This window comes from Bradyrhizobium sp. AUGA SZCCT0105 (assembly GCF_018129565.1).
Lineage (GTDB): Bacteria > Pseudomonadota > Alphaproteobacteria > Rhizobiales > Xanthobacteraceae > Bradyrhizobium.
This window is the reverse complement of sequence record NZ_JAFCMK010000002.1, coordinates 882,552-901,205: the sequence shown is the minus strand read 5'-3', so window position 1 is coordinate 901,205 and position 18,654 is coordinate 882,552. Positions and strand designations below refer to the sequence as shown.

The window sequence follows — 18,654 nt, the reverse complement described above, 5'->3', positions numbered from 1 at the left end:
CAGTCAGTCTCTGGAGGCCGGTCGAAAGCTTCAGGTTTTTGCTGATGCGCCCGTAGCTTACCGTGGCATGGAATACACAACGCCACGTGTGACTCGCCGCTATGCCGCAGCGCGAACGGTTCGGTCAGCTCGACGGCGCATGCGGACAGGCGCTCGGACGTGGCTTGGTGCCTCGCTTGTCCGGCGGCACATTGCAATTGTCGATGCGCTGCTCGTCGGTCCATTTGCGTCCGAGCCGCTCCTTGCCGGTGAGCGTGCGCTGCTGGACAGCCTGTCCCGATGGGGCAGGGGCCCTGTTTTGCGCGGACGCAGGTGCCGTCAGACCGAGCGCAATGAGGCAGCCCAACGTGGTCTTGCAAATATCGCTCATGGGTCACCTCGCTCGTTCCGGTGCAATGGCATTCGCCGAACGTCACAGATGATCCGCGAAGCAGTTTCTTTCCACCCGAAACCCGACAGGTCTCGCTGGTTGCTCTGGCTGTAGGAAGCCTCGTCGAAGCTGCTATGGTAGCTTCTATCGCAGGGCGCGCTCCGTATCCTTGCCGGAGCGGCACTCAAGGGAGACCAATGATGATTTCGCGCCGATCGCTTGCTTTGACCTTGGCTGTTGCCGTGCTGTCGGGTCCCGCTCTCGCCGCATCGGGTGGTGGCAGCGCGCTCAAGATGCTCGATCCCGACAATGACGGCACGGTCGACCTTGCCGAGGCCAAGAAGGCCGCCGCCGATCTGTTCGCGAAGCTCGATCCCGATCATGATGGCACGCTCGACATCCGCGAATTGCGCGGACGGCTGACCGCGAAAGAACTGGCGAAGGCGGATCCGGATCACGACGGCACCTTGACGCTCGACGAGTATCTCGCGGTCGTCGAGCAGCGGTTCAAAGCCGCCGATTTCGACAATGACGGGACGCTGGATGCGAAGGAGTTGAAGTCGCGCGCCGGCCGGGCGCTGCTGCGTCTGCTCAAATAGGTCCGTGCCTGCGAATTGTGTCGGGCGGATTCCGCCTATTGATGCCGGATCTCGCGCATAACAAAAAAGTTGCGATTTCGCTCTTGGGCAAGACTCGGCCGGCGCAATCGGGTTTGCTTATCGGTGCGTCGCCGCCCGGCAGCCGGAAAATGCCTGACAGATCAGCGTCGGGGTTTCCCAGCCGCTTCAAAGCCGGGCGGACGTCAGCGAGCCGTCGTCCGTTTCGGCATGCCCAGCAGCGAAGTCGGGTCCTTACCCGGCCGGCTTGCGCCCTGGAACAGCCAGCCCTAGCTTGCCGCGCGGCGCGGCGCGACGCTTGCGCCTAACTATACTTGGGAGAAGGAAATGGCCTGGAAAACACCGAAGATCGTCGAAGTGCCGGTCGGCATGGAAATCAACATGTACGCCTGCGCAGCGCGCAAGTAATCCGAGACAAGTAACGCGAGACAGCCTGCCCGGCTCGTGCAGCTTGCTGCATCGAGCCGCGGCAGGCGTCTTTCGCGGCCGCGACGCCGCCGCTACAATTTCCCGCAGATCCTTCCCACAACACGTTGAAATCGAGACCACCTGCGCGATTGGCGGGCCGTCCTGCTTTGTCCTACAGTGCGGCTTGAGGCGGTGGTCCGGGGACGATGAGTTTCGAAATCAAGCGAGGGCGTTGGGTGGGCGTGCTGTGCGCGGCAATTGCCGGCGTCGCAGCGGTGCTGCCGCTCGGCGCCTACGCCGAGGGCTTTGATACCGAGCACATCTTCGGCTTCATGATCGGGTCCGATGTGGGCGACGTCGGCGAGCGGGAATTCCAGAGCCAGAGCACCGGGCGCTTTGCCAAGGACGGCGGCCGGTATCGCGCGCTCAATCAGGAAATGGAGCTCGAACTCGTTCCGGCGCCGAATTTTCGTGTCGAGCTCGGCACGTCGTTCAGCGCGTACGATATCAACCGCGTCCCGGGTATTGATGATCGCCGCCAGCTGTCGTGGCAGAGCGTCTCGGTCGATTTTCGCTATCGCTTCCTCGATCGCGAGGCGGCGCCGTTCGGCATGACGGTGGCGTTGGAGACACGCGCCGGTCGCGTCGACGAAACGACGGCTGCGGCCGTCCGCAGCTACGGCACCCAACTCACGGTGGCGTTCGACCGCGAGGTGATCCCGAATTTTGCAGTGGCGGCCCTCAACGTCAGCTATGAGCCGGAATGGACGCGGATGCCGCGCACCGGCACTGCAGAGCAGGATGCCACGCTTGGCGTCGCGTTTGGGCTGATGGCCAAGGTGAGGCCGGATATCCTGATCGGTGGCGAAGCGCGCTATTTCAGGAAGTACGAGGGGATTGGCCTCGATGAACTGTCCGGGCAGGCGCTGTTCATCGGTCCCACCGCCTATTTCCAGCTCTCGGAGCGCTCGCGCCTGACCGCGACCTGGAGCGTCCAGGCCTGGGGGCAGCGGGCCGGCAGCAATGCCGCCCTCGACCTGGTCAATTTCGAGCGTCACCAGGCGCGGCTGGTGTACGGTCTGAATTTCTAGAGCCGGGTTCCCGCGTCCTCTCACGGGCCTGTGAAACCCAGACCTGGCTGATTACGTATTCCGTCGTGCTATCTATTTCGTGAGCACGCCTAGGGATCGCGCATGAACCCGATTGATCTGATCGTCACTGTTTGTGCCGTGCTGTCGCCCGCCACCTGCGAGGAGCAGCATCTGGTGTTCAACTGGAACGGTTCGCTCCAGCAATGCGCCATGGCCGCGCCGCCTTACATCGCGCAATGGGTCGGCGAACATCCAAAATGGACCGCGGTGCGATGGCGTTGCGAATATCCGCACACCAACGATCGCGCCGGCGCGGACGGCAGACCGCCGGCGGGCTAGCTGCTATTTGTTGCAGTCCTTCAGATCCTTGTCGGACACTGAAAACACGGCATCGGCCTTGATCTCGATGTCACGAACGAAGCACTGCCTGCCGCCGCTGTAGCCGATCTTGGCATCATAGCGGCCGGGCTCGACGCCGGTGATCCGCAAGCGTTCGTCGTGGTCGACTTCCTTGTCCTTGTCGTTGAGCGTCTGGTTCGGACCCCACTCGTTCTTGCCCGCCGGTGACAGCTCGAAGCTCGAAATCGTGGCGCTGGTCAGATTCCACAGCCGGATGCCCTTGCCCTTGCTTTGGGCGAGCGCTGTCGCCGGCAGGACAAGCAACGCAACAGCAACAGCAATCAACGCACGCGCCATCCAACCTCTCCCTCACGCTTTCGTGCAAGGATGACGGCGTCTCACATATTTGCAAGGTCCAACTGTGAGAGCTGCCGCTTGATTTCGTCGATCTCCGGCTCGCCGCGCACCGCGCGCGGCGCGGCGATGGTTTCGACGTGAAGGATTCGAGCCGGTCGCGGCGACAGGAAGAATAGCCGGTCGCCGAGGCGGACTGCGTCGTCGAGATCGTGGGTGACCAGCAGCGTCATCATCTCCCGGCTGGCTACCAGCGTGGCGATCTGGTCGCGCAGCCGCCCCGCAAGTGCATTGTCGAGCGAAGCCAGCGGCTCATCGAGGATGAGGAAGTCCGGCTCGATGGCGAAGGCGCGGGCGAGCGCGACGCGGCGGGCGAGGCCGAGCGACAGCTCACCGGGAAAATGGTTGCGGTGCACGCTCAATTCGAGCACCTCGAACAGCGCCGACAGCGTGCCGTCGTCGATATGCGGAGCGGCGATCCGCACATTCTCCTCCACGGTGCGCCAGGGCAAGAGCCGCGGCTCCTGAAACACCATGCCGAGGCGCATGCCGGGGGAGCGCACGACATGGCCCTGGTAGTTGGCGTCGAGCCCGGCGAGAATCCGCAGCAGGGTGCTCTTGCCGCAGCCCGACGGTCCGAACAGCACGCCAACCTCGCCGGCGTTCAACGTGAAGGTGACGTTGTCGAGCACGTCGTGCCGCTTTCCGGCCGCACTCGCAAAGCTCTTGCCTGTGATATTGACCTCAAGCTGCACGGAGCCGCCACCGCGTTAGCCTGGTTTCAAACGGCTGCACCAGCAGGGTCTCGATGACGAGCACGACACCGGCAAAGCTCAGCGAGTAGGCGAGCAGCAGGGGGATGTCGAACAGCTGGAAAGCGACCCCGATCTCGAAGCCGACGCCGTTGGGGCGGCCCAGATATTCGGCGACCAGCACGATCTTCCAAACCAGCGACAGCCCGGAGCGCGCAGCGGCCGCGATGTAGGGCGCAAGCTGCGGCAGGACCACATGCCGGAACGCGCGACCGCGCGGCAAGGCAAAGGCCGTTGCCATCTCGTCGAGCGCCGGGTCGAGTGCGCGGGCGCCCTCGCGCAGGGTGACGACGGCGGTCGGCAGCTTGTTGATGGCGATGGCCGTGATCGCGGCGACCTCGGTCAGCCCGGCCCAGATATAGGCCAGCACGATGACGACCAGTGCCGGCAAATTGAGCAGCAGGATCAGCCAGGGGTCGCCAAGGCGATTGGCAAGCGACACGCGGCCCATCAGATAGCCGATCGCCGAGCCGAGCGCCATGGCAAGGGTGAAGGCCAGCGCGACACGCGCCAGCGTTGCGCCGAGATTGACGAACAGCGCGCCCGATCGCGCTTCGGCTATGAGGATCGACAGCACCGCCGGCGGCGCCGGCAGCTTCGCATCGCCGATCAACAGCGAGGCAATCCACCAGGTCGCGATGAACAGCGCGAATGACAGGAGGCGCAGCACCGCTAGTCTCCCGGGATCGCTTGATAGAACGTGCCGGGATCGAGCTCGGTCGCGGTACCGACGAGATCGCGGCCGCCGAGCTGCGCCAGCACCCGGTAGAGCACGCGAGCATCAGCCTCTTCGTCAGCGATCGGACGGCGTGGGATACCCTCGCGGTAGCGGTCGCGATAAGCGCGCAGCGTCGCCGCATCCTGCGCGCCGGTCAGCGGCGCAATCGTGTCCCATTCGGCATCCGAGGTCGCCAGAATCTCTTTCGCGGCACGCGTCACGGCGATGAAGCGGGCCACCAGATCCTTGTTGGCATTGGCCCAGGCTTCGTCGAACACGTAGCCGATCATCGCGATGCGGCCCTTGCTGCCGAGCTTTTGCAGGACCTCCTCCATGCCGGCGAGCCGGCGAAAGCCCTTGGCTTCAAGCGCCGCGCAGAAATTCCAGTAATTGAGCGTCGCGTCCATCTCGCCACCGAGGGCCTTGGCGGCCAGCAGCGGCGGCGCGCCATAGACGATGGTTGCCTGCGACTTCAGGTCGACGCCATCCTGCTTCAATGCGGCCTGCAGCAGCAGCCAGTTCTTGTCGATCGCACCGCCGGCAATGGCGAGCTTGCGCCCCTTGAGGTCCGCCAGCGTCTTGAGTGGCGAGGCGGCCGGGACCATCACGGCCCCCAGCGCGCTTGAATAGGGATAGAACTGCAGCTTGGCGCCGAGCGAGCGTTCGCGCGACACCCAGGGCCAGTCGGATACCATGACGTCGGCCGAGCCGGAGCGCAGCGCGATCTTGCCGGCCTCGGGGCTGGCGAGCTCGACGACATCGATCGACAGGTTGGCCTTCTTGTCGAGACCATGGGAGCGAATGACGGCCAGTTCCCAGGCCAGCGTTCCGGTCTTCTGCGCTGCAACGCGGATGGTCTCCGCGGTGCACGAGGTGCCGAACTGCATGACCGCCAGAACTGCCGCAGCCAACACCGTGCGTACAGAGATGATCATCGTTTCTTGAGCCACTTCCCCGAATGTTTTCTTTTCTGATCAACATCCATAGCATAGCTTGCGGAAAGAGAAGAGGAAGCAGGACCATGGCAGGAGCTGGCATGCTACGACCGATTGTCGCCGTCCTGGTGCTCGCCGGGACGGCCGTCAGCGTGCGGGCCCAGGAGATCAATGACTATCCGACCTCGGCGCGGGCCGAATATGTGTTCGGTTGCATGAAGTCCAATGGCGAATCCCGGCAGTCGATCGAACAATGTTCCTGCTCGATCGACGTGGTCGCCTCGATCATCCCCTATGATCGCTACGTCACTGCCGAGACCGTGCTGAGCATGGCGCAGGTGCGCGGCAATCTGGGCGGCCAGTTCCGCTCGTCCGAGCAGGCCGCCAACGCGCTCAACGACCTCAGGCGTGCGCAGGCCGAGGCCGAAGTGAGGTGCTTCTAGCGTTGATCGTGAGATCGCGAACGCGTCAGGTCCCGGGATTCTCGACCTTCCATTCGTGGTCGAAGACGTGCCCGTCGGTATCCTTGGCCTCGGCACGGAAATGCTTGGCGCCATTCGAGACGTAAGTGAAGCGGATGTTGGGGTCCTCGGAAATCGAGATCCCGCCCTCCATCGTGAGCACCGGACTGTCGTCCTGCCAGATGTGCAGCTCATTGACGAAGAAGGCCGGGATATAGAGCTGCGTGACCTGGTCCATCTGCAGGCCTGAATTATTCGGATGCCCGATCATGATCTGGGCCTCCCGTGTGCTCGTCGCCGGCCCCTGTTCGGACTTTGTGAATTGCCGGTAACGCATCTGGCCGAGCCGGTTCTTCGCTTCCTCGACGTTCTTGCCGGCCGGTGCCGAGCAGCCGCCGGATGCTTTCACATAGACCTTGCTGACATAGAGCTTGCCGTCGCTGAGCTCCGCGACGGCGTGCACATTGGTGTAGTTGTTGACGCGGACGCGGGTCGAGATCTCGGTGACGTTGGCGTCCGGCCCCAGCGTGAACTTCGCGGCCATCGGCGCCGGGTTCTCGTCGATCACAAGCGTGATCGCGACGACGCGGCGGCTATCGCTAGGCTGCAGCTTGGTGCGCAGCGTCACCGGAACGATTGCGGCGTCTTCCGCGCGCGTCGGCATCTCGATGCCGACGATATCGTTGCCGTCATTCATCGGACGATTGCTGAAGATGTCCTGGACGAGGCCCGGCCAGGGATCATAGGTCTCAGCCGCGGGCGCAGCGGGTGTCCCCAAGGCGATCGCAAGAAGGCTGGCGATGCAAAGCAGGCGGGCGCGATGTCCAGTCATGTTCGCGAGATCCTATGCCGCCGCATCATTATAGGACGAACAGCTACTCCCATTCAATTTCCGAGAATGCTGCAGTTGCGTTGCGGGCGTTGTAATCGTCAAACAATTGCCAGCGCGGCCGCTCGGCTGCCGCGGCATGCTCCGCCGCGGCCGTGATCGGCTTGCCGCCTGCGACCAGCGCGCGGACGTCCGCGGCCAGCGTCTCAAGATAACGCCGCTCGTCGGCAAGCGCTGCAGGCCACGCACTCACGGGTCCGTGACCGGGAACCACGCGCTCGGCAGGAATAGCCTGGAGCTCGTCGAGCGCACGCAGCCAGCCCTTGAGGCTGCCGTCGACCACCGGAATATGCTCGAGGAACACCTGATCGCCGGCGAACAGCGTGCCGGTGCGTTCATCGAATGCGGTGAGGTCGTTGTCGCTGTGGGCGGGTGGCCATGCCTTCAAGGTGAGGGTCCGTCCGCCGAGGTCGAGCTTCAGCGTGTCCATGACCAGCACGGTCGGCGGAATGATGCGGACCTCGTCGATCAACGCATCGCCCATGGTCCGGCGAAAGCCATCGAGATAGAATTGCCCGCGCGTCGCCAGCGCGCGGGGCAGGGCGTTGTGGCCGACGAAGCTGGTCCCGTCAGCCACGAACGCCGCGTTGCCGAAGCTATGATCCGGATGCGCGTGGGTGTCGATCACATAGCGGATCGGCTTGTCACTATGGCTGCGCACCGCGGCGAGCAATTGCCGTCCTTCGCGGACACTGCCGCCGGTGTCGATGACGGCAATGGCGCTGTCGCCGACCACGAAGCCGACATTGGCGATGGCGCCTTCGTTGTCGCGCGTCATCAATGCAGTGACCCCGGTGTGAACGAATATTCCGGGGGCGACTTCGCTCACAGGCAATTCCGCCTCTTGAGCCCGCGCTATGGTCGGCGCCCAAAGCATCAGGAGCAGCGCAAGCACCGAACCGCCATGAGCCATGTTTCCGCCTCAGTTTTTCCGGGACGCGCGATCGATGTCCTCGCGCTCCAGTTTGCGCTGCAACAAGCAACGCGGCACCGTCGCGATCATTATCCCTGTTGCACGTCATGGTGCGCCGGGCAATCGGTGGATGGCGGCAATCTGTCCGATCAAGAGGAGACCGCGCAATGAGAGTTATCGGATGCCGTCCTGTTCTGCTCGCGCTTGCCGGCTTCATCGTCTGTTTCGCCGGCCGCGACATCGCGCGTGCGCAGGTCAACGAGCAGGGCGAACTCTCCATCGAGCTGGTCGATCCCAAGGTGCTTCGCATCTGCGCCGATCCGCGCAACCTGCCGTTCTCGAATGACAAGGGCGAGGGCTTTGAGAACAAGATCGGCGAGCTGTTCGCCGAGAAGCTGCAAAAGAAGCTCGATTATATGTATTTCCCGCAGGCGACCGGCTTCGTGCGGATCACGCTCGGCTCGCATCGCTGCGACGTGATCATGGGCTTTCCGCAAGGCGACGACCTCGCGCAAGGGACCAATCCGTATTACCGCACGGCCTATGCGATCGTCGCCAAGCCGGGCAGTGGACTTGATGAAGTCACCACGCTCGAGGATGAGCGGCTGAAGGGCAAGCATATCGGCATCGTCGCCGGAACGCCGCCCGCGACCAACATGGCCATCAACGGCCTGATGACCAATGCGAAGCCATATCCGCTGATGATCGACACGCGCTACGATTCCTCGGCCGAGGCGTTGATGAACGACCTCGAGAAGGGCGAGATCGACGCCGGCATCCTGTGGGGGCCGATGGCCGGCTTTTATGCCAAGAAGGCAAACCCGCCGCTGCATGTCACGCCGCTGCTCAAGGAGACCACGGGACCGAAGCTGGTCTATCGCATCGGCATGGGCGTGCGAGCGTCCGATCAGAACTGGAAGCGGCAGCTTAATCGCCTGATCCAGGAGAACCAGCCGGCGATCAACAAGATCCTGCTCGACTTCGGCGTTCCGCTGCTCGACGAGAACGACCGTCCGATCGGGCCGGAGACCGCGACCAAATCGCCATGATCAGGCTCGCGGCCATGCTTGCGGTGATATTGCTCGCCGCTTCGCATGTCCGCGCGCAGGACCAGCCAGCAGAGCCCGAGGGGTATCGCACCGAGGATTATCGCACGGCGGTGCCGGCAACGCTTGCCGGCGCACGGGTGCTCACGACAGCGGAAGCGGCAGAGATCTGGCGCAACAAGTCCGGCACCTTCGTCGACGTGCTGCCGCGCGCGCCGAAGCCGAATCTGCCCGCCGGCACGGTGTGGCGCGAGCGGCCGCATCGCGATATTCCCGGCAGCATCTGGCTGCCCGACACCGGCTACGGCAAGCTCGCCGCATCGACCGAGGACTATATGCGACGCGGCCTGGTCCGCGCCTCCGGCGACGACAAGGCCAGATTGCTGGTGATCTACTGCCAGGAAAACTGCTGGATGTCGTGGAACGCCGCCAAGCGCGTGCTCTCCTACGGCTACCGCAGTGTGGCGTGGTATCCGGAGGGAACCGACGGGTGGGGGCGCGCCAATCTGCCGCTGGCGGATGTGGAGCCCGAGCCGCGCGAGGGCGAGCAGTAAGCCCGTCCTCACGCGGCCAGGAAAATGCTCCAGCGAGCTACTTCTGCTTGTCGAGCTTGTTGATGGTCTTGCCGCCGTCGCCGTCCGTGGTGGTGAACGTCACCTTGTCGCCGGCGTGAAGCTCCTCCAGCGACTGTCCCTTGGCCACCTTGTATTCCTGAATGGCGCCGCCGGCCGCGCCCACCGTGCCGGTTTGCGTCTGCTGGATCGAGATGGTTCCACTCAGTCGGTCAATCTTGGTGACCATTCCCGACATGGATTGCTGGGCCAAAGCCGCTGTGGTGATCAGGCTCGCGGCGGCGAGGCTGGTCATGACGATCTTGGCTGCTCTCATCGAGGTCTCCCAACTTCAGATATAGTCGGAGACAACGAGCGGGCACCGCAGTTTGTTCCGGCTGCGCGCTAATGATCCCCCGGGGGGCGGGCTCGGTCGCTGGCCTCAATCCAGTTCCTGCTGGATGGTGCGGCCGAGCGCGAACAGCCGCTGATCGATGATGGTCGGCACCTCGCAGACGAATTTCACCACGCGTCCGCGGTCCTCGAATATCCGCGTCTCCCAGACCAGCTGGTTGCCGAGCTCGTCGACCTTGGCCTGGTCCGGCGGCGTGGCATCCTGCAGCACCTGCAGCGCGATCGTATCGGCGCGGATCTTTTCCGCGGCCTCGCGCTGCTTGCGCATCACGCGCTCCAGCCCGTTCATGACCGAGGCCCGCTGGCCGTTGAGCGTATCGAACAGGCCCGCGAACAGCAGCTTTCCCGCATTGGCCTTGTCGGCCGCTGCGGCCGACAGGAACTCGGCGATCTCCTTCTGCGCATCCTCGAGCGGAACGCGGCGCGCCGCGAGCTTGGTCGCAAGTTGGCTGACCTTCGGATCGTCCCTCCACTTGGTCTCGGCATCGCCGAGTGGTGGCCCGGCCCAGACCGCGGCGAGCGAGATCTCGGGCACTTTGGCCTGAGCGCATGGCCAGTCCGGGTAACGCGGGTCGGCAGCGAACGCGACCTGGTTCGACAGAACCGTCGCGAGCAGCGCGCCGAGTGCTAGCCGCCAGCCTGTCATGCCTCGCCTCCGCCGGGTCCGCGGCGCACCAGGCCGCGCGATGGATCGTAGGCCAGGATCGCGCCGATCATGAACACCACTGTACAGCCGCCGACCACCGCGAGCGAAACCCAGTTCATCTTGCCGTACAGCGCAAACCGGATCAGCTCCACCGCATGCGTGAACGGATTGCACTGGCAGACATAATACAGCATCGGGCTGCCTTCCTGCACGCGCCAGAGCGGGTAGAGGGCCGACGAGGCAAAGAACATCGGGAAGATGACAAAGTTCATCACGCCGGCGAAATTCTCCAGCTGCTTGATGCTGGCAGAGATCAGCATGCCCAATGCGCCGAGCATCAAGCCCGACAGCACCAGCGCCGGAAGCACCGTGAGGTAGCCGATGGTCGGCGGCGTGATGTCCCAGAACCACGCGATCAGCAGGAACGCATAGACCTGCAGCAGTGACACCGCCGTGCCGGCGAGCAGCTTGCAGAACAGGAGATAGCCGCGCGGCAGCGGGCTGACCAGCAGCGTCCGCATGTTGCCCATCTCGCGGTCATAGACCATCGACAGCGACGATTGCATGCCGTTGAAGAGCTGGATCATCGCCATCAGGCCGGGTGCGATATAGACCTCGTAGAGGATGTAGGTCTCATAAGGCGGGATGATCGAGATGCCGAGTACCTGACGGAAGCCGGCGGCGAAGATGAACAGCCAGACCAGCGGCCGGACCAGCGCCGAGACGAAGCGCTCGCGCTGATGCAGGAAGCGCAGCGCCTCGCGCCATACGATGCCGTTCAGGCAGACGACGTATTCCGACGCCGAGAAGCCGCTTCGCTCAGGCGTGACCGTCGTGCTGCTCATGTTGGCGGTTTTCCGGTGAGGGTTGCCGTTCCGGTCAGGCGCATGAACGCGGTGTTGACGTCCTGGGCGCCTGCGTCCGCGATCACCCGCGACATCGGGCCGTGCGCCAGCATCCGGCCCTGATGCAGCACCACAAGGTCGTCGCCCGGCATGATCTCGTCGAACAGATGCGTCGCCCAGAGCACGCCGATGCCTTGTTCAGTAACGAGCTGGCGGACATGATCGAGAATGTCGGCGCGCGCCTTGACGTCGAGCCCGACGGTGGCCTCGTCGAGCAGCAGCAGCCGCGGACGGTGCAGCAGCGCGCGGGCGATTTCGAGCCTTCGCATCTGGCCGCCCGAAAGATCGCGCACCTTGCTCGTGGCGCGGTCGGCAAGACCAATGCGGCCGAGCACCTCGGCGCTGCGCAGCCGCGCCTCACGCCGCGAGATACCGTGCAGCGCGGCGTGATACAGCAGGTTCTGCGTCAGCGAGAGGTCGAGATCGAGCGTTCGCGGCTGGAACACGACGCCCATCAGCCGCAACGCTTCACCGGGCGTCCGGCTGATGTCATGGCCGAAAATCTTGATCTGGCCGTTCTGGATCCCGAACAGTCGCGTCACCAGCGAGAACAAGGTGCTCTTGCCCGCGCCGTTGAGGCCCAGCAACGCGGTGAAGCTCGCAGGCTGAACCGTGAAGTTGATGTCGATCAGGGCGCGCCGCGGACCGTAGCTGTGGCTGACATTGCCGATCGACAGCGCCGGCGGCACGGCCGCTACAGGGCCTGTATCCGGCGAGGGCTGGCTCGCGATATGGGCGTCGGTTGCGGTCATGGCTGCGCGATCGTGATCCCCCAGGGCAGTTCGCCGACCTGAATGGTCTTGATCACCTTCTGGGCTGCGATGTCGATCACCGAGACATCGTTCGAGACGCCGTTGGTGACCATCAGATATTTTTCGTCGGGCGTGAAATCCATGTGCCAGACGCGCTGGCCGACCAGCAGATATTTGAGGACCTTGTGGGTCGCGCCGTCGACGACAGCGACGCGGTTGGCGGGGCCGAGCGCAACGAACGCGGTCTTGCCGTCCTTGGTCATGCCGATGCCGACGGGCTGGATCGCTTCGTTGCGCAGGCCCGGGATTTCGAAAGTGATCTTGCCGGTCACCTCGCGCTTGACCGGATCGATGATCGACACCGTGCCGCCGATCTCGGAGGAAACCCACAATTCGGAGCCGTCGCGCTTGAACTGGGCGAAACGCGGCCGCGAATCGACCAGCACGTTGGCGACGATCTGGCGCGTCGACGTGTCGATGAAATGCGCCATGTTGGTGGTTTCGGACGTGTTGATCAGGATCTTGCCGTCCGGGCTGATCGTCATGCCCTCGGGCTCGACGCCGACCTGGATGTCGCCGAGCCGAGCGCGCTTCTCGAGATCGATCACGGTGACCGTGTTGTCGTTCTCGTTGGCGACATACATGGTCTTGCCGGCGGCATCCTGAGTGAACAATTCCGGGTCCGGGCCAGAGGGCAGGGTGTCGACGATCTCCTGGGTCTTGGTATCGATCACCTGGATCGTGTCGTCGTCGCCGACCGCGACCATCACGAACTTGCCGTCGCGCGAGAACTCGATGCCGCGCGGCCGCTGGCCGACCTTGATGGTTTTGGTCACCGTCCAGCTGGTGGTGTCGATCACCGTGACGGTGTTGCCCTTCTCGTTGGAGACATAGGCAACGAAGGCGGACGCCGGTGTCGCGGCAAGCCAAACCAGCATCCCGGTCAACAGACAGCGGCGCCACATGCGTTTCATCTCCCTCACTGCAGCTTGCACTTCGTTTCAGGCCGGTCAACACCGAGCGTGTCGAGTTCGGAGACCTGATGCAGGAAACCTTCCTGCGGCGAGACCGAAACGACCATACGACCATCGGCCAGCAGGATCGGCTGGCGGAGCTGCAGATTCCAGTCGCGCAGGGTCAATCGCGTACCCTTGAAGGCGGCGATCGAGAAATCCTTGCCCTTGAGGAAGGCGATGACCTTCCTGGGATCGCCCGGATTGGTGCGGGAGGTGGCTTCCCCGATCATGCGCGCAGCGGTCCAGGCCTGCATGTCGAGCGCCGTCATGCGGCGCATGTTCAGCTTGACGAAGCGGTTCTGGATCTGGACCGCACCCCATTGGTCATGCGCCGCGTCCCAGCTGGTCGGCACCAGACCTGCCGAGCCCGCCACGGGACGCGGCTCCCAGGTCCGGTAGGGCAGATAGTTCGCGAACACCTCGCTCTCGTCGGCGGCGACGAGCACGTCGTAAGCCGGCGCCTGCTGCGTGAACACCGGCATCTGACGCTGGATCAGCGTCACGCCGCTGTCGGTGCGGCGCGCGCCGCCGGTGTCCTCGAATGTCCGTTCCTGGACGATCTTGGCGCCGAAGCGCGTGGCGGCGCGGCGCAGCGCGTCGGCGTAGAGCTTGTCCTGATCGTGCGAGCCAGTCACCAGGAGCCAGCGCTTCCACTGCTTCCACACCAGGTACTGGCCGAGCGCGTCGGCCAGCATCGAGCGGGTCGGTGCGACATGGATCACGTTGGCGCGGCAGTCCTGCTCGCGCAGGCGATCGTCGATCGCGCCCGCATTCAGCAGCACGGTGCCGCGATCGCGCAGCGCGTCGGCGACCTTGAGCAGGGCGTCGGCGGGCAGGTCGGTGATGATATAGTCGTTTTGGCCGGCGAGATCGGTCGCGACCTTGGCGACGTCGTCGCTGTCCTTGACCTTGACCTCATCAAGCACGAAGCGCTGGTTGAGGAATTTCCCGGTCGTATTGTTGTCCTCGATCGCAAGGCGTGCGCCGGCGATACCGTCATTGTCGGCCGGTTGCTCGACCAGCGAGAGCGTCGATTTGATGCCGGCATGGCCGAGATAGCCGATATGGACCTCGACGGGATCAGCCGCCAGCGCTCCGGTCGCCACCATGCTGAGCGCGATCGTGCCGATCAGCCATCGGAACATAACTCCTCCCGTAGTCATTCTTCACCCGGCATGGCATTGTCGAAAAGCGGCCTTCGCTTTTCTGGCCATTCGTTGACGTGCAAGATGCCGGAATTGGCCTGGCTTGCAACCCCGCTTTTTGTCGTTGCGCGGTACCAAATTTCGATTGGTTCACAATCATGAGATCAGCGTTCGTCTTCGTCATGTCTTTGCTGCTGATGTCTGCGGCGCGCGCCGAACCGCCCAAGCTCGCGGTGTTCGACCTCGAGATGATCGACACCAGCCTTCAAGGAGAGGTGGACGGACCGCGGAGCGACGAACAGACGCGGTTGCTGCGCGCTGGCGATCAGGTGCGCAAGGAGCTTGCAGATTCCGGCAAGTTCCACGTGATCGATATCGCGCCGGTCAATGCTGCGGCGCACGGCAGCAATCTTCAGGCCTGCGGCGGATGCGACGTGAAACTGGCCGGCGAGCTGGGCGCCGATCTTGCGATGACCGGTGTGGTGCAGAAGGTCTCCAACCTGATCCTCAACATCAATTTCTATCTGCGCGACGTCCATTCCGGGCAATTGGTGGCAGCAATGAGCGCCGACATGCGCGGCAATACCGACGAATCCTGGTCACGCGCCACCGATTACCTCGTCCGCAACCGCCTGCTCGCGCCAAACTACGGCGCGCCGCAGGCACGATGAGCGACGGGCGCTTGGATGATTTCGGAATATTAGAAGAATAAGCCTGAGTTGCCTGACGTGTCAACTCGTCTGGTTGAACGCCGCCGCCGGCTACTTTGCATGGGGTTGTTTTCGATATTTTGGTATCACGCCGCCTTGCTGGGGAAAGCATCACGCCTTCAGCCGCGCGGCGTGCCACTGCAGATGATCGGCCATGAAGGTCGAGATGAAATAATAGCTGTGGTCGTAACCCGGCTGACGCCGCAGGGTGAGGGGAATGTTGGCCTTCTCGCAGGCGGCCTTCAGGAGCTCAGGCCGCAGCTGTTCGGTAAGAAAGCCGTCGGCATCGCCATAGTCGACCAGCAGATCGGAGAACCGGGCGCCGTCCTCGATCAACGCGACTGCATCGTGCTTGCGCCACGCCTGCTTGTTGCTGCCGAGATAGCCGCCCAGCGCCTTGTTGCCCCACGGCACCTGCGACGGCGCCACGATCGGCGCAAACGCGCTGGCCGCGCGATACCGATCAGGATATCGCAGCGCCACCGTCAGCGCGCCATGGCCACCCATGGAGTGACCGAGGATCGATTGCCGCTTCGTGTCGACCGGGAATTGCTCGGCGATCAACTTGGGCAATTCCTCGGTGACGTAGCTCCACATCCGGTAATTGGTCGCGAACGGCTGCTCCGTCGCATCGACATAGAAGCCTGCGCCGAGGCCAAAATCGTAGGCATTGGCGGGATCGCCGGGGACGCCTTCGCCGCGCGGGCTAGTGTCGGGTGCGACGAAGATCAGGCCGAGCTCGGCACATGCCTGCCGGAACTCACCCTTCTCCGTGACGTTGGTGTGCGTGCAGGTCAGGCCCGACAGATAGGTGACGACGGGCAATCTGGCGCCGGCCGCATGATCGGGGACAAACACCGAGAAGGTCATATCGGTCTTGGTCTCGCGGCTTGGATGCCGGTAAACGCCTTGCGTGCCGCCATGCGACTTGTTCTGGGAAACCGTCTGCATTGCCATATTCCTCTGTGTTGGAGCGCGACGTCAGCCGACGCCGCTCTCGATCGCCAGCCGCACCAGTTCTGCCGAGGTGCGCACGCCAAGCTTCTGGCGCATGATCGATGACGTGTTCGCGACCGTCTTGTATGACGAATGCACCAGCCAGGCGATCTCCGACAGGCTCTTGCCGGAACTGAGCAGGCGCAGGATCTCCATCTCGCGCGAAGTGAGCTTGGAAAGTGGATTTTGCGCAAAGCCCGGCCGCGCAAAGGCGACGTTGCGTGCAATCGCTGGCGGCAGATAGACGCCGCCATTGCCGACCTCGCGCACCGCCTCCACCAGATCGTTGGGGTCGCCGGTCTTCGAGACGTAGCCCTTGGCGCCGATGTCGATGGCGCGGGCAGCGAACACCGGGTCGTCGTTCATGCTGAACATGATCAGGCGCGCGGATGCATCGCGGCTCAAGATACGGCGGGCCAGCTCGAAGCCGGAGACGGTCGGCAGGTTGATGTCGATCACGCAGAGATCGGGCTTCTCCGCGACGAAAGCCCGTTCGCCGCTTTCGGCATCCGCAGCTTCCAGCAGGATGATCTCGGGATCGTCGGCGAACACGGTGCGACAACCGGAGGCAACGATGGGATGATCGTCAACGATCAGAATGCGCATGGCGTTGTTCCGGCGACCTGCTTCGACTAGCTCATCGTTACATCGATTTGCACGAAGAACACCTCGGTTCCGACCGGTTGTGCACCTCGCACGAGATTGCGATAGGGTGCGATTAGATAGCCGGGCAAATTTGGCTGTCAACGATCCTCTCGGAGGAGGGATCGCGGTCGGGGGCAACGTCATGTGGCAAAAGCTATCCTTGCGCGCACGGATCAACCTGCTGCTGGCGCTGATACTGGCGCTCGGGTTGGGCATCAATATTGCACGGCTCGTGCTGGAAGCGGCGCCGCGTGTCCAGGCCGAGGACCAGAGCGTGATCCGGCTGGCGCGCGAGTTTGTTGCGACGATGGTGGCCGGTCTCGACGAAGCGCCGGATCCGGATGCGCGGCTCGACCAGATTGTCCAGGACCTGAGCCGGCTGCGCCATGTCAGCATCACGCGGCAGGATGACGCGACCGCAAAGTCTGCCGAGCGCCTGGCGGAGGCAGGCGATCCGCGCGCCCCGCCTGAATGGTTCGTCGCGCTGGTTCATCCCGAGCAGACTTCGGTGCGGGTGCCGATCTCGGTTCACGGCAAGCCGCAATCGCTTGTCATCACCTCGCTTCCCGATGACGAAATGGCCGAGATCTGGGACGGCATCGTCACCCAGATCGAGGTCGGCTCCGCGATCGCGGTGGCGCTGCTGCTGGTGACCATGCTGGTGGTCGGCCGCGCACTTGCGCCGCTGGAGGCGCTGTCGCAGGCCATGACTGGCATCGAGGCTGGGGATTACGACGCGCGGGTCGAGCCCGGCGGATCGCCTGAATTGGCTGCGATCTGTGCCAAACTGAACCATTTGGCGGTGACGCTTGGCGAAGCCGTGGACAGCAAGCGGCAGCTGGCCGAACGCGCGGTCTCGCTGCAGGATTCCGAGCGCAAGGAGATCGCGCGCGAATTGCACGATGAGTTCGGGCCCTATCTGTTCGCGCTGCGCGCCCATGCCGGCGCACTGACGCGGCTGTCGGAGGTCGAAAAGCCGGATCCTGCTGCGCTACGCAAGCACGGCAATGCCATCCTCGAGCAAGTCAACGCGCTTCAGCAGTTCACCCGCCGCATCCTGGAGCGATTGCGGCCGGTGGGATTGGCGGAGCTTGGGCTTGCGGAAGCGCTTGGCGCGCTGGTGCGGCTGTGGAGCGAGACGCACCCGGAGGTGGAGATCGAGAGCAGCATATCGCCTGATCTCGGCGAGACCGGCGAGATGGCCGATCTGACGATCTATCGCATCGTCCAGGAAGCGCTCACCAATGTGTTCCGCCACGCCGGCGCAACGGCAGTCGATATCACGATCGAGCCTGCGGAGCGGCAGACCAGCCTGCGCGGCAGCCGCGGCTGCGCGCTGGTGCGAGTCCGCGACAACGGCCGCGGGCTGCTCAGGGATCACCGGCTTGGCCGCGGTTTGACCGGCATGCAGGAACGAATCCTCGCGCTCGGAGGCACGCTCAAGATCAATTCCAGCGACGATGGCGTGACGGTCGAGGCGCTGGTGCCAAAGGCCGCACAGGCTTAGGGCGTGGTTCGCGGCCAGTATGTGAAGACGGCCCATGCCAGCGCGAGTGCACCGGCGATCCAGAGCACGATGATCGCGATCATTCCCGCTCGACTGATCGGGCGCTGCAAGACGGCACTGGCATTGGCGCGGCATTCGGCCATCACCTCATCCGGAACGAGCGAGATCGCAAGCCAGATGCCGAACGGCAGCAGGATCAGATCGTCGAGATAGCCGATGACCGGGATGAAATCTGGAATCAGATCGAGAGGCGAGAGCGCATAGGCCGCGATGGCGACGGCGAGCGCCTTTGCGTACCACGGTACGCGCGGATCACGTGACGCGAGATACAGTGCAACGCTGTCTCGTTTCAGGTCGCGCGCCCAAGCCTTGATTGAGGAAAGTTTGATTGAGGATAGCTTGATGGACGGCATG

At 63.8% G+C, this 18,654-nt stretch carries 25 protein-coding genes; 9 read left to right on the top strand and 16 right to left on the bottom strand.

Translation table 11 applies throughout. The features are described from left to right. Positions 1 to 124 precede the first annotated feature (124 nt). Positions 125 to 370 carry a hypothetical protein gene (locus JQ573_RS13375; RefSeq protein ID WP_249131662.1) on the bottom strand — a complete coding sequence of 82 codons (246 nt, stop codon included), beginning with the start codon at positions 368 to 370 and terminating at the stop codon, positions 125 to 127. A 200-nt stretch (positions 371 to 570) separates the two neighbouring features. Here JQ573_RS13375 and JQ573_RS13370 point away from each other — a divergent pair, with 200 nt between their 5' ends. The 4 genes from JQ573_RS13370 (at position 571) to JQ573_RS13355 (ending at position 2,825) form a co-directional block, all read left to right on the top strand. After that, positions 571 to 969 (top strand): EF-hand domain-containing protein, encoded by a 399-nt coding sequence (locus JQ573_RS13370; protein ID WP_212310313.1) that lies wholly within the window; start codon positions 571 to 573, stop codon positions 967 to 969. Between the two features lie 345 nt (positions 970 to 1,314). After that, on the top strand, positions 1,315 to 1,395 hold the full coding sequence (pqqA, locus tag JQ573_RS13365) for a pyrroloquinoline quinone precursor peptide PqqA (RefSeq protein WP_009031067.1): 81 nt from the start codon (positions 1,315 to 1,317) through the stop codon (positions 1,393 to 1,395). Between the two features lie 206 nt (positions 1,396 to 1,601). Next, positions 1,602 to 2,486 carry a hypothetical protein gene (locus tag JQ573_RS13360; RefSeq protein WP_249131660.1) on the top strand — a complete coding sequence of 295 codons (885 nt, stop codon included), beginning with the start codon at positions 1,602 to 1,604 and terminating at the stop codon, positions 2,484 to 2,486. Between the two features lie 102 nt (positions 2,487 to 2,588). Beyond that, a complete protein-coding gene (locus JQ573_RS13355) occupies positions 2,589 to 2,825 on the top strand; it encodes a hypothetical protein (protein ID WP_212310312.1) in 237 nt (78 codons plus the stop codon). A 3-nt stretch (positions 2,826 to 2,828) separates the two neighbouring features. On the opposite strand, the gene JQ573_RS13350 is transcribed toward JQ573_RS13355, so the two are convergent. The 4 genes from JQ573_RS13350 to JQ573_RS13335 are packed head-to-tail and all read right to left on the bottom strand — an operon-like array spanning position 2,829 to position 5,596. Further along, the gene (locus JQ573_RS13350) at positions 2,829 to 3,182 is read right to left on the bottom strand and encodes a hypothetical protein (RefSeq protein WP_212310311.1); all 354 of its coding nucleotides are present in this window, start codon (positions 3,180 to 3,182) and stop codon (positions 2,829 to 2,831) included. A gap of 41 nt (positions 3,183 to 3,223) precedes the next feature. After that, positions 3,224 to 3,934 carry an ABC transporter ATP-binding protein gene (locus JQ573_RS13345; RefSeq protein WP_212310310.1) on the bottom strand — a complete coding sequence of 237 codons (711 nt, stop codon included), beginning with the start codon at positions 3,932 to 3,934 and terminating at the stop codon, positions 3,224 to 3,226. Further along, positions 3,924 to 4,661, bottom strand: coding sequence for an ABC transporter permease subunit (locus JQ573_RS13340; RefSeq protein WP_212310309.1), 738 nt, complete (start codon positions 4,659 to 4,661; stop codon positions 3,924 to 3,926). Before JQ573_RS13340 ends, JQ573_RS13345 begins: the two co-directional genes overlap by 11 nt. 2 nt (positions 4,662 to 4,663) lie before the next feature. Then, positions 4,664 to 5,596, bottom strand: coding sequence for an ABC transporter substrate-binding protein (locus JQ573_RS13335; RefSeq protein WP_212310772.1), 933 nt, complete (start codon positions 5,594 to 5,596; stop codon positions 4,664 to 4,666). Positions 5,597 to 5,745: 149 nt separating this feature from the next. On the opposite strand from JQ573_RS13335, the gene JQ573_RS13330 reads away from it, so the two are divergent. After that, the gene (locus JQ573_RS13330) at positions 5,746 to 6,087 is read left to right on the top strand and encodes a hypothetical protein (RefSeq protein WP_371821770.1); all 342 of its coding nucleotides are present in this window, start codon (positions 5,746 to 5,748) and stop codon (positions 6,085 to 6,087) included. Positions 6,088 to 6,112: 25 nt separating this feature from the next. On the opposite strand, the gene JQ573_RS13325 is transcribed toward JQ573_RS13330, so the two are convergent. Continuing rightward, entirely contained in the window at positions 6,113 to 6,937 is an 825-nt protein-coding gene (locus JQ573_RS13325) for a quinoprotein dehydrogenase-associated SoxYZ-like carrier (protein WP_212310308.1), read from the bottom strand. Positions 6,938 to 6,980: 43 nt separating this feature from the next. After that, a complete protein-coding gene (locus tag JQ573_RS13320) occupies positions 6,981 to 7,871 on the bottom strand; it encodes a quinoprotein relay system zinc metallohydrolase 2 (RefSeq protein ID WP_409334666.1) in 891 nt (296 codons plus the stop codon). Positions 7,872 to 8,074: 203 nt separating this feature from the next. Between JQ573_RS13320 and JQ573_RS13315 the strand changes: the two genes are divergently transcribed. Together JQ573_RS13315 and JQ573_RS13310 are read left to right on the top strand one after the other, a co-directional pair. Beyond that, a complete protein-coding gene (locus JQ573_RS13315) occupies positions 8,075 to 8,956 on the top strand; it encodes a substrate-binding domain-containing protein (protein ID WP_212310306.1) in 882 nt (293 codons plus the stop codon). Further along, positions 8,953 to 9,507, top strand: a complete 555-nt coding sequence (locus JQ573_RS13310) for a PQQ-dependent catabolism-associated CXXCW motif protein (RefSeq protein WP_212310305.1) — start codon at positions 8,953 to 8,955, stop codon at positions 9,505 to 9,507. Before JQ573_RS13315 ends, JQ573_RS13310 begins: the two co-directional genes overlap by 4 nt. A 37-nt stretch (positions 9,508 to 9,544) precedes the next feature. Here the strand turns inward: JQ573_RS13310 and JQ573_RS13305 are convergent, their stop codons facing one another. The 6 genes from JQ573_RS13305 to JQ573_RS13280 all read right to left on the bottom strand — a co-directional run bounded on the left by JQ573_RS13305 (position 9,545) and on the right by JQ573_RS13280 (position 14,382). Then, positions 9,545 to 9,841 (bottom strand): copper-binding protein, encoded by a 297-nt coding sequence (locus JQ573_RS13305; protein WP_212310304.1) that lies wholly within the window; start codon positions 9,839 to 9,841, stop codon positions 9,545 to 9,547. A 105-nt stretch (positions 9,842 to 9,946) separates the two neighbouring features. Further along, complete coding sequence (locus tag JQ573_RS13300) at positions 9,947 to 10,564, bottom strand: hypothetical protein (protein WP_212310303.1); 618 nt, start codon at positions 10,562 to 10,564, stop codon at positions 9,947 to 9,949. After that, positions 10,561 to 11,409, bottom strand: a complete 849-nt coding sequence (locus JQ573_RS13295) for an ABC transporter permease (protein ID WP_212310302.1) — start codon at positions 11,407 to 11,409, stop codon at positions 10,561 to 10,563. Before JQ573_RS13295 ends, JQ573_RS13300 begins: the two co-directional genes overlap by 4 nt. Further along, on the bottom strand, positions 11,406 to 12,221 hold the full coding sequence (locus JQ573_RS13290; protein ID WP_249131657.1) for an ABC transporter ATP-binding protein: 816 nt from the start codon (positions 12,219 to 12,221) through the stop codon (positions 11,406 to 11,408). The genes JQ573_RS13295 and JQ573_RS13290 overlap by 4 nt, the downstream gene beginning before the upstream one ends. Further along, a complete protein-coding gene (locus JQ573_RS13285; protein WP_212310301.1) occupies positions 12,218 to 13,195 on the bottom strand; it encodes a YVTN family beta-propeller repeat protein in 978 nt (325 codons plus the stop codon). The genes JQ573_RS13290 and JQ573_RS13285 overlap by 4 nt, the downstream gene beginning before the upstream one ends. A 5-nt stretch (positions 13,196 to 13,200) precedes the next feature. Then, positions 13,201 to 14,382, bottom strand: coding sequence for an ABC transporter substrate-binding protein (locus JQ573_RS13280; protein WP_212310300.1), 1,182 nt, complete (start codon positions 14,380 to 14,382; stop codon positions 13,201 to 13,203). 158 nt (positions 14,383 to 14,540) lie between these two features. Here JQ573_RS13280 and JQ573_RS13275 point away from each other — a divergent pair, with 158 nt between their 5' ends. Beyond that, complete coding sequence (locus tag JQ573_RS13275; RefSeq protein WP_409334667.1) at positions 14,541 to 15,053, top strand: DUF3280 domain-containing protein; 513 nt, start codon at positions 14,541 to 14,543, stop codon at positions 15,051 to 15,053. Between the two features lie 150 nt (positions 15,054 to 15,203). Here JQ573_RS13275 and fghA read toward each other — a convergent pair whose 3' ends face one another. Together fghA and JQ573_RS13265 are read right to left on the bottom strand one after the other, a co-directional pair. Continuing rightward, positions 15,204 to 16,049, bottom strand: coding sequence for an S-formylglutathione hydrolase (gene fghA / locus JQ573_RS13270; RefSeq protein ID WP_212310299.1), 846 nt, complete (start codon positions 16,047 to 16,049; stop codon positions 15,204 to 15,206). Positions 16,050 to 16,073: 24 nt separating this feature from the next. After that, positions 16,074 to 16,694 (bottom strand): response regulator transcription factor, encoded by a 621-nt coding sequence (locus JQ573_RS13265; protein ID WP_092115647.1) that lies wholly within the window; start codon positions 16,692 to 16,694, stop codon positions 16,074 to 16,076. 181 nt (positions 16,695 to 16,875) lie between these two features. Here JQ573_RS13265 and JQ573_RS13260 point away from each other — a divergent pair, with 181 nt between their 5' ends. Further along, complete coding sequence (locus JQ573_RS13260) at positions 16,876 to 18,240, top strand: histidine kinase (protein WP_212310298.1); 1,365 nt, start codon at positions 16,876 to 16,878, stop codon at positions 18,238 to 18,240. Here JQ573_RS13260 and JQ573_RS13255 read toward each other — a convergent pair. Then, a complete protein-coding gene (locus JQ573_RS13255) occupies positions 18,237 to 18,653 on the bottom strand; it encodes a YkvA family protein (protein WP_212310297.1) in 417 nt (138 codons plus the stop codon). The genes JQ573_RS13260 and JQ573_RS13255 overlap by 4 nt on opposite strands. Position 18,654 lies beyond the last annotated feature (1 nt).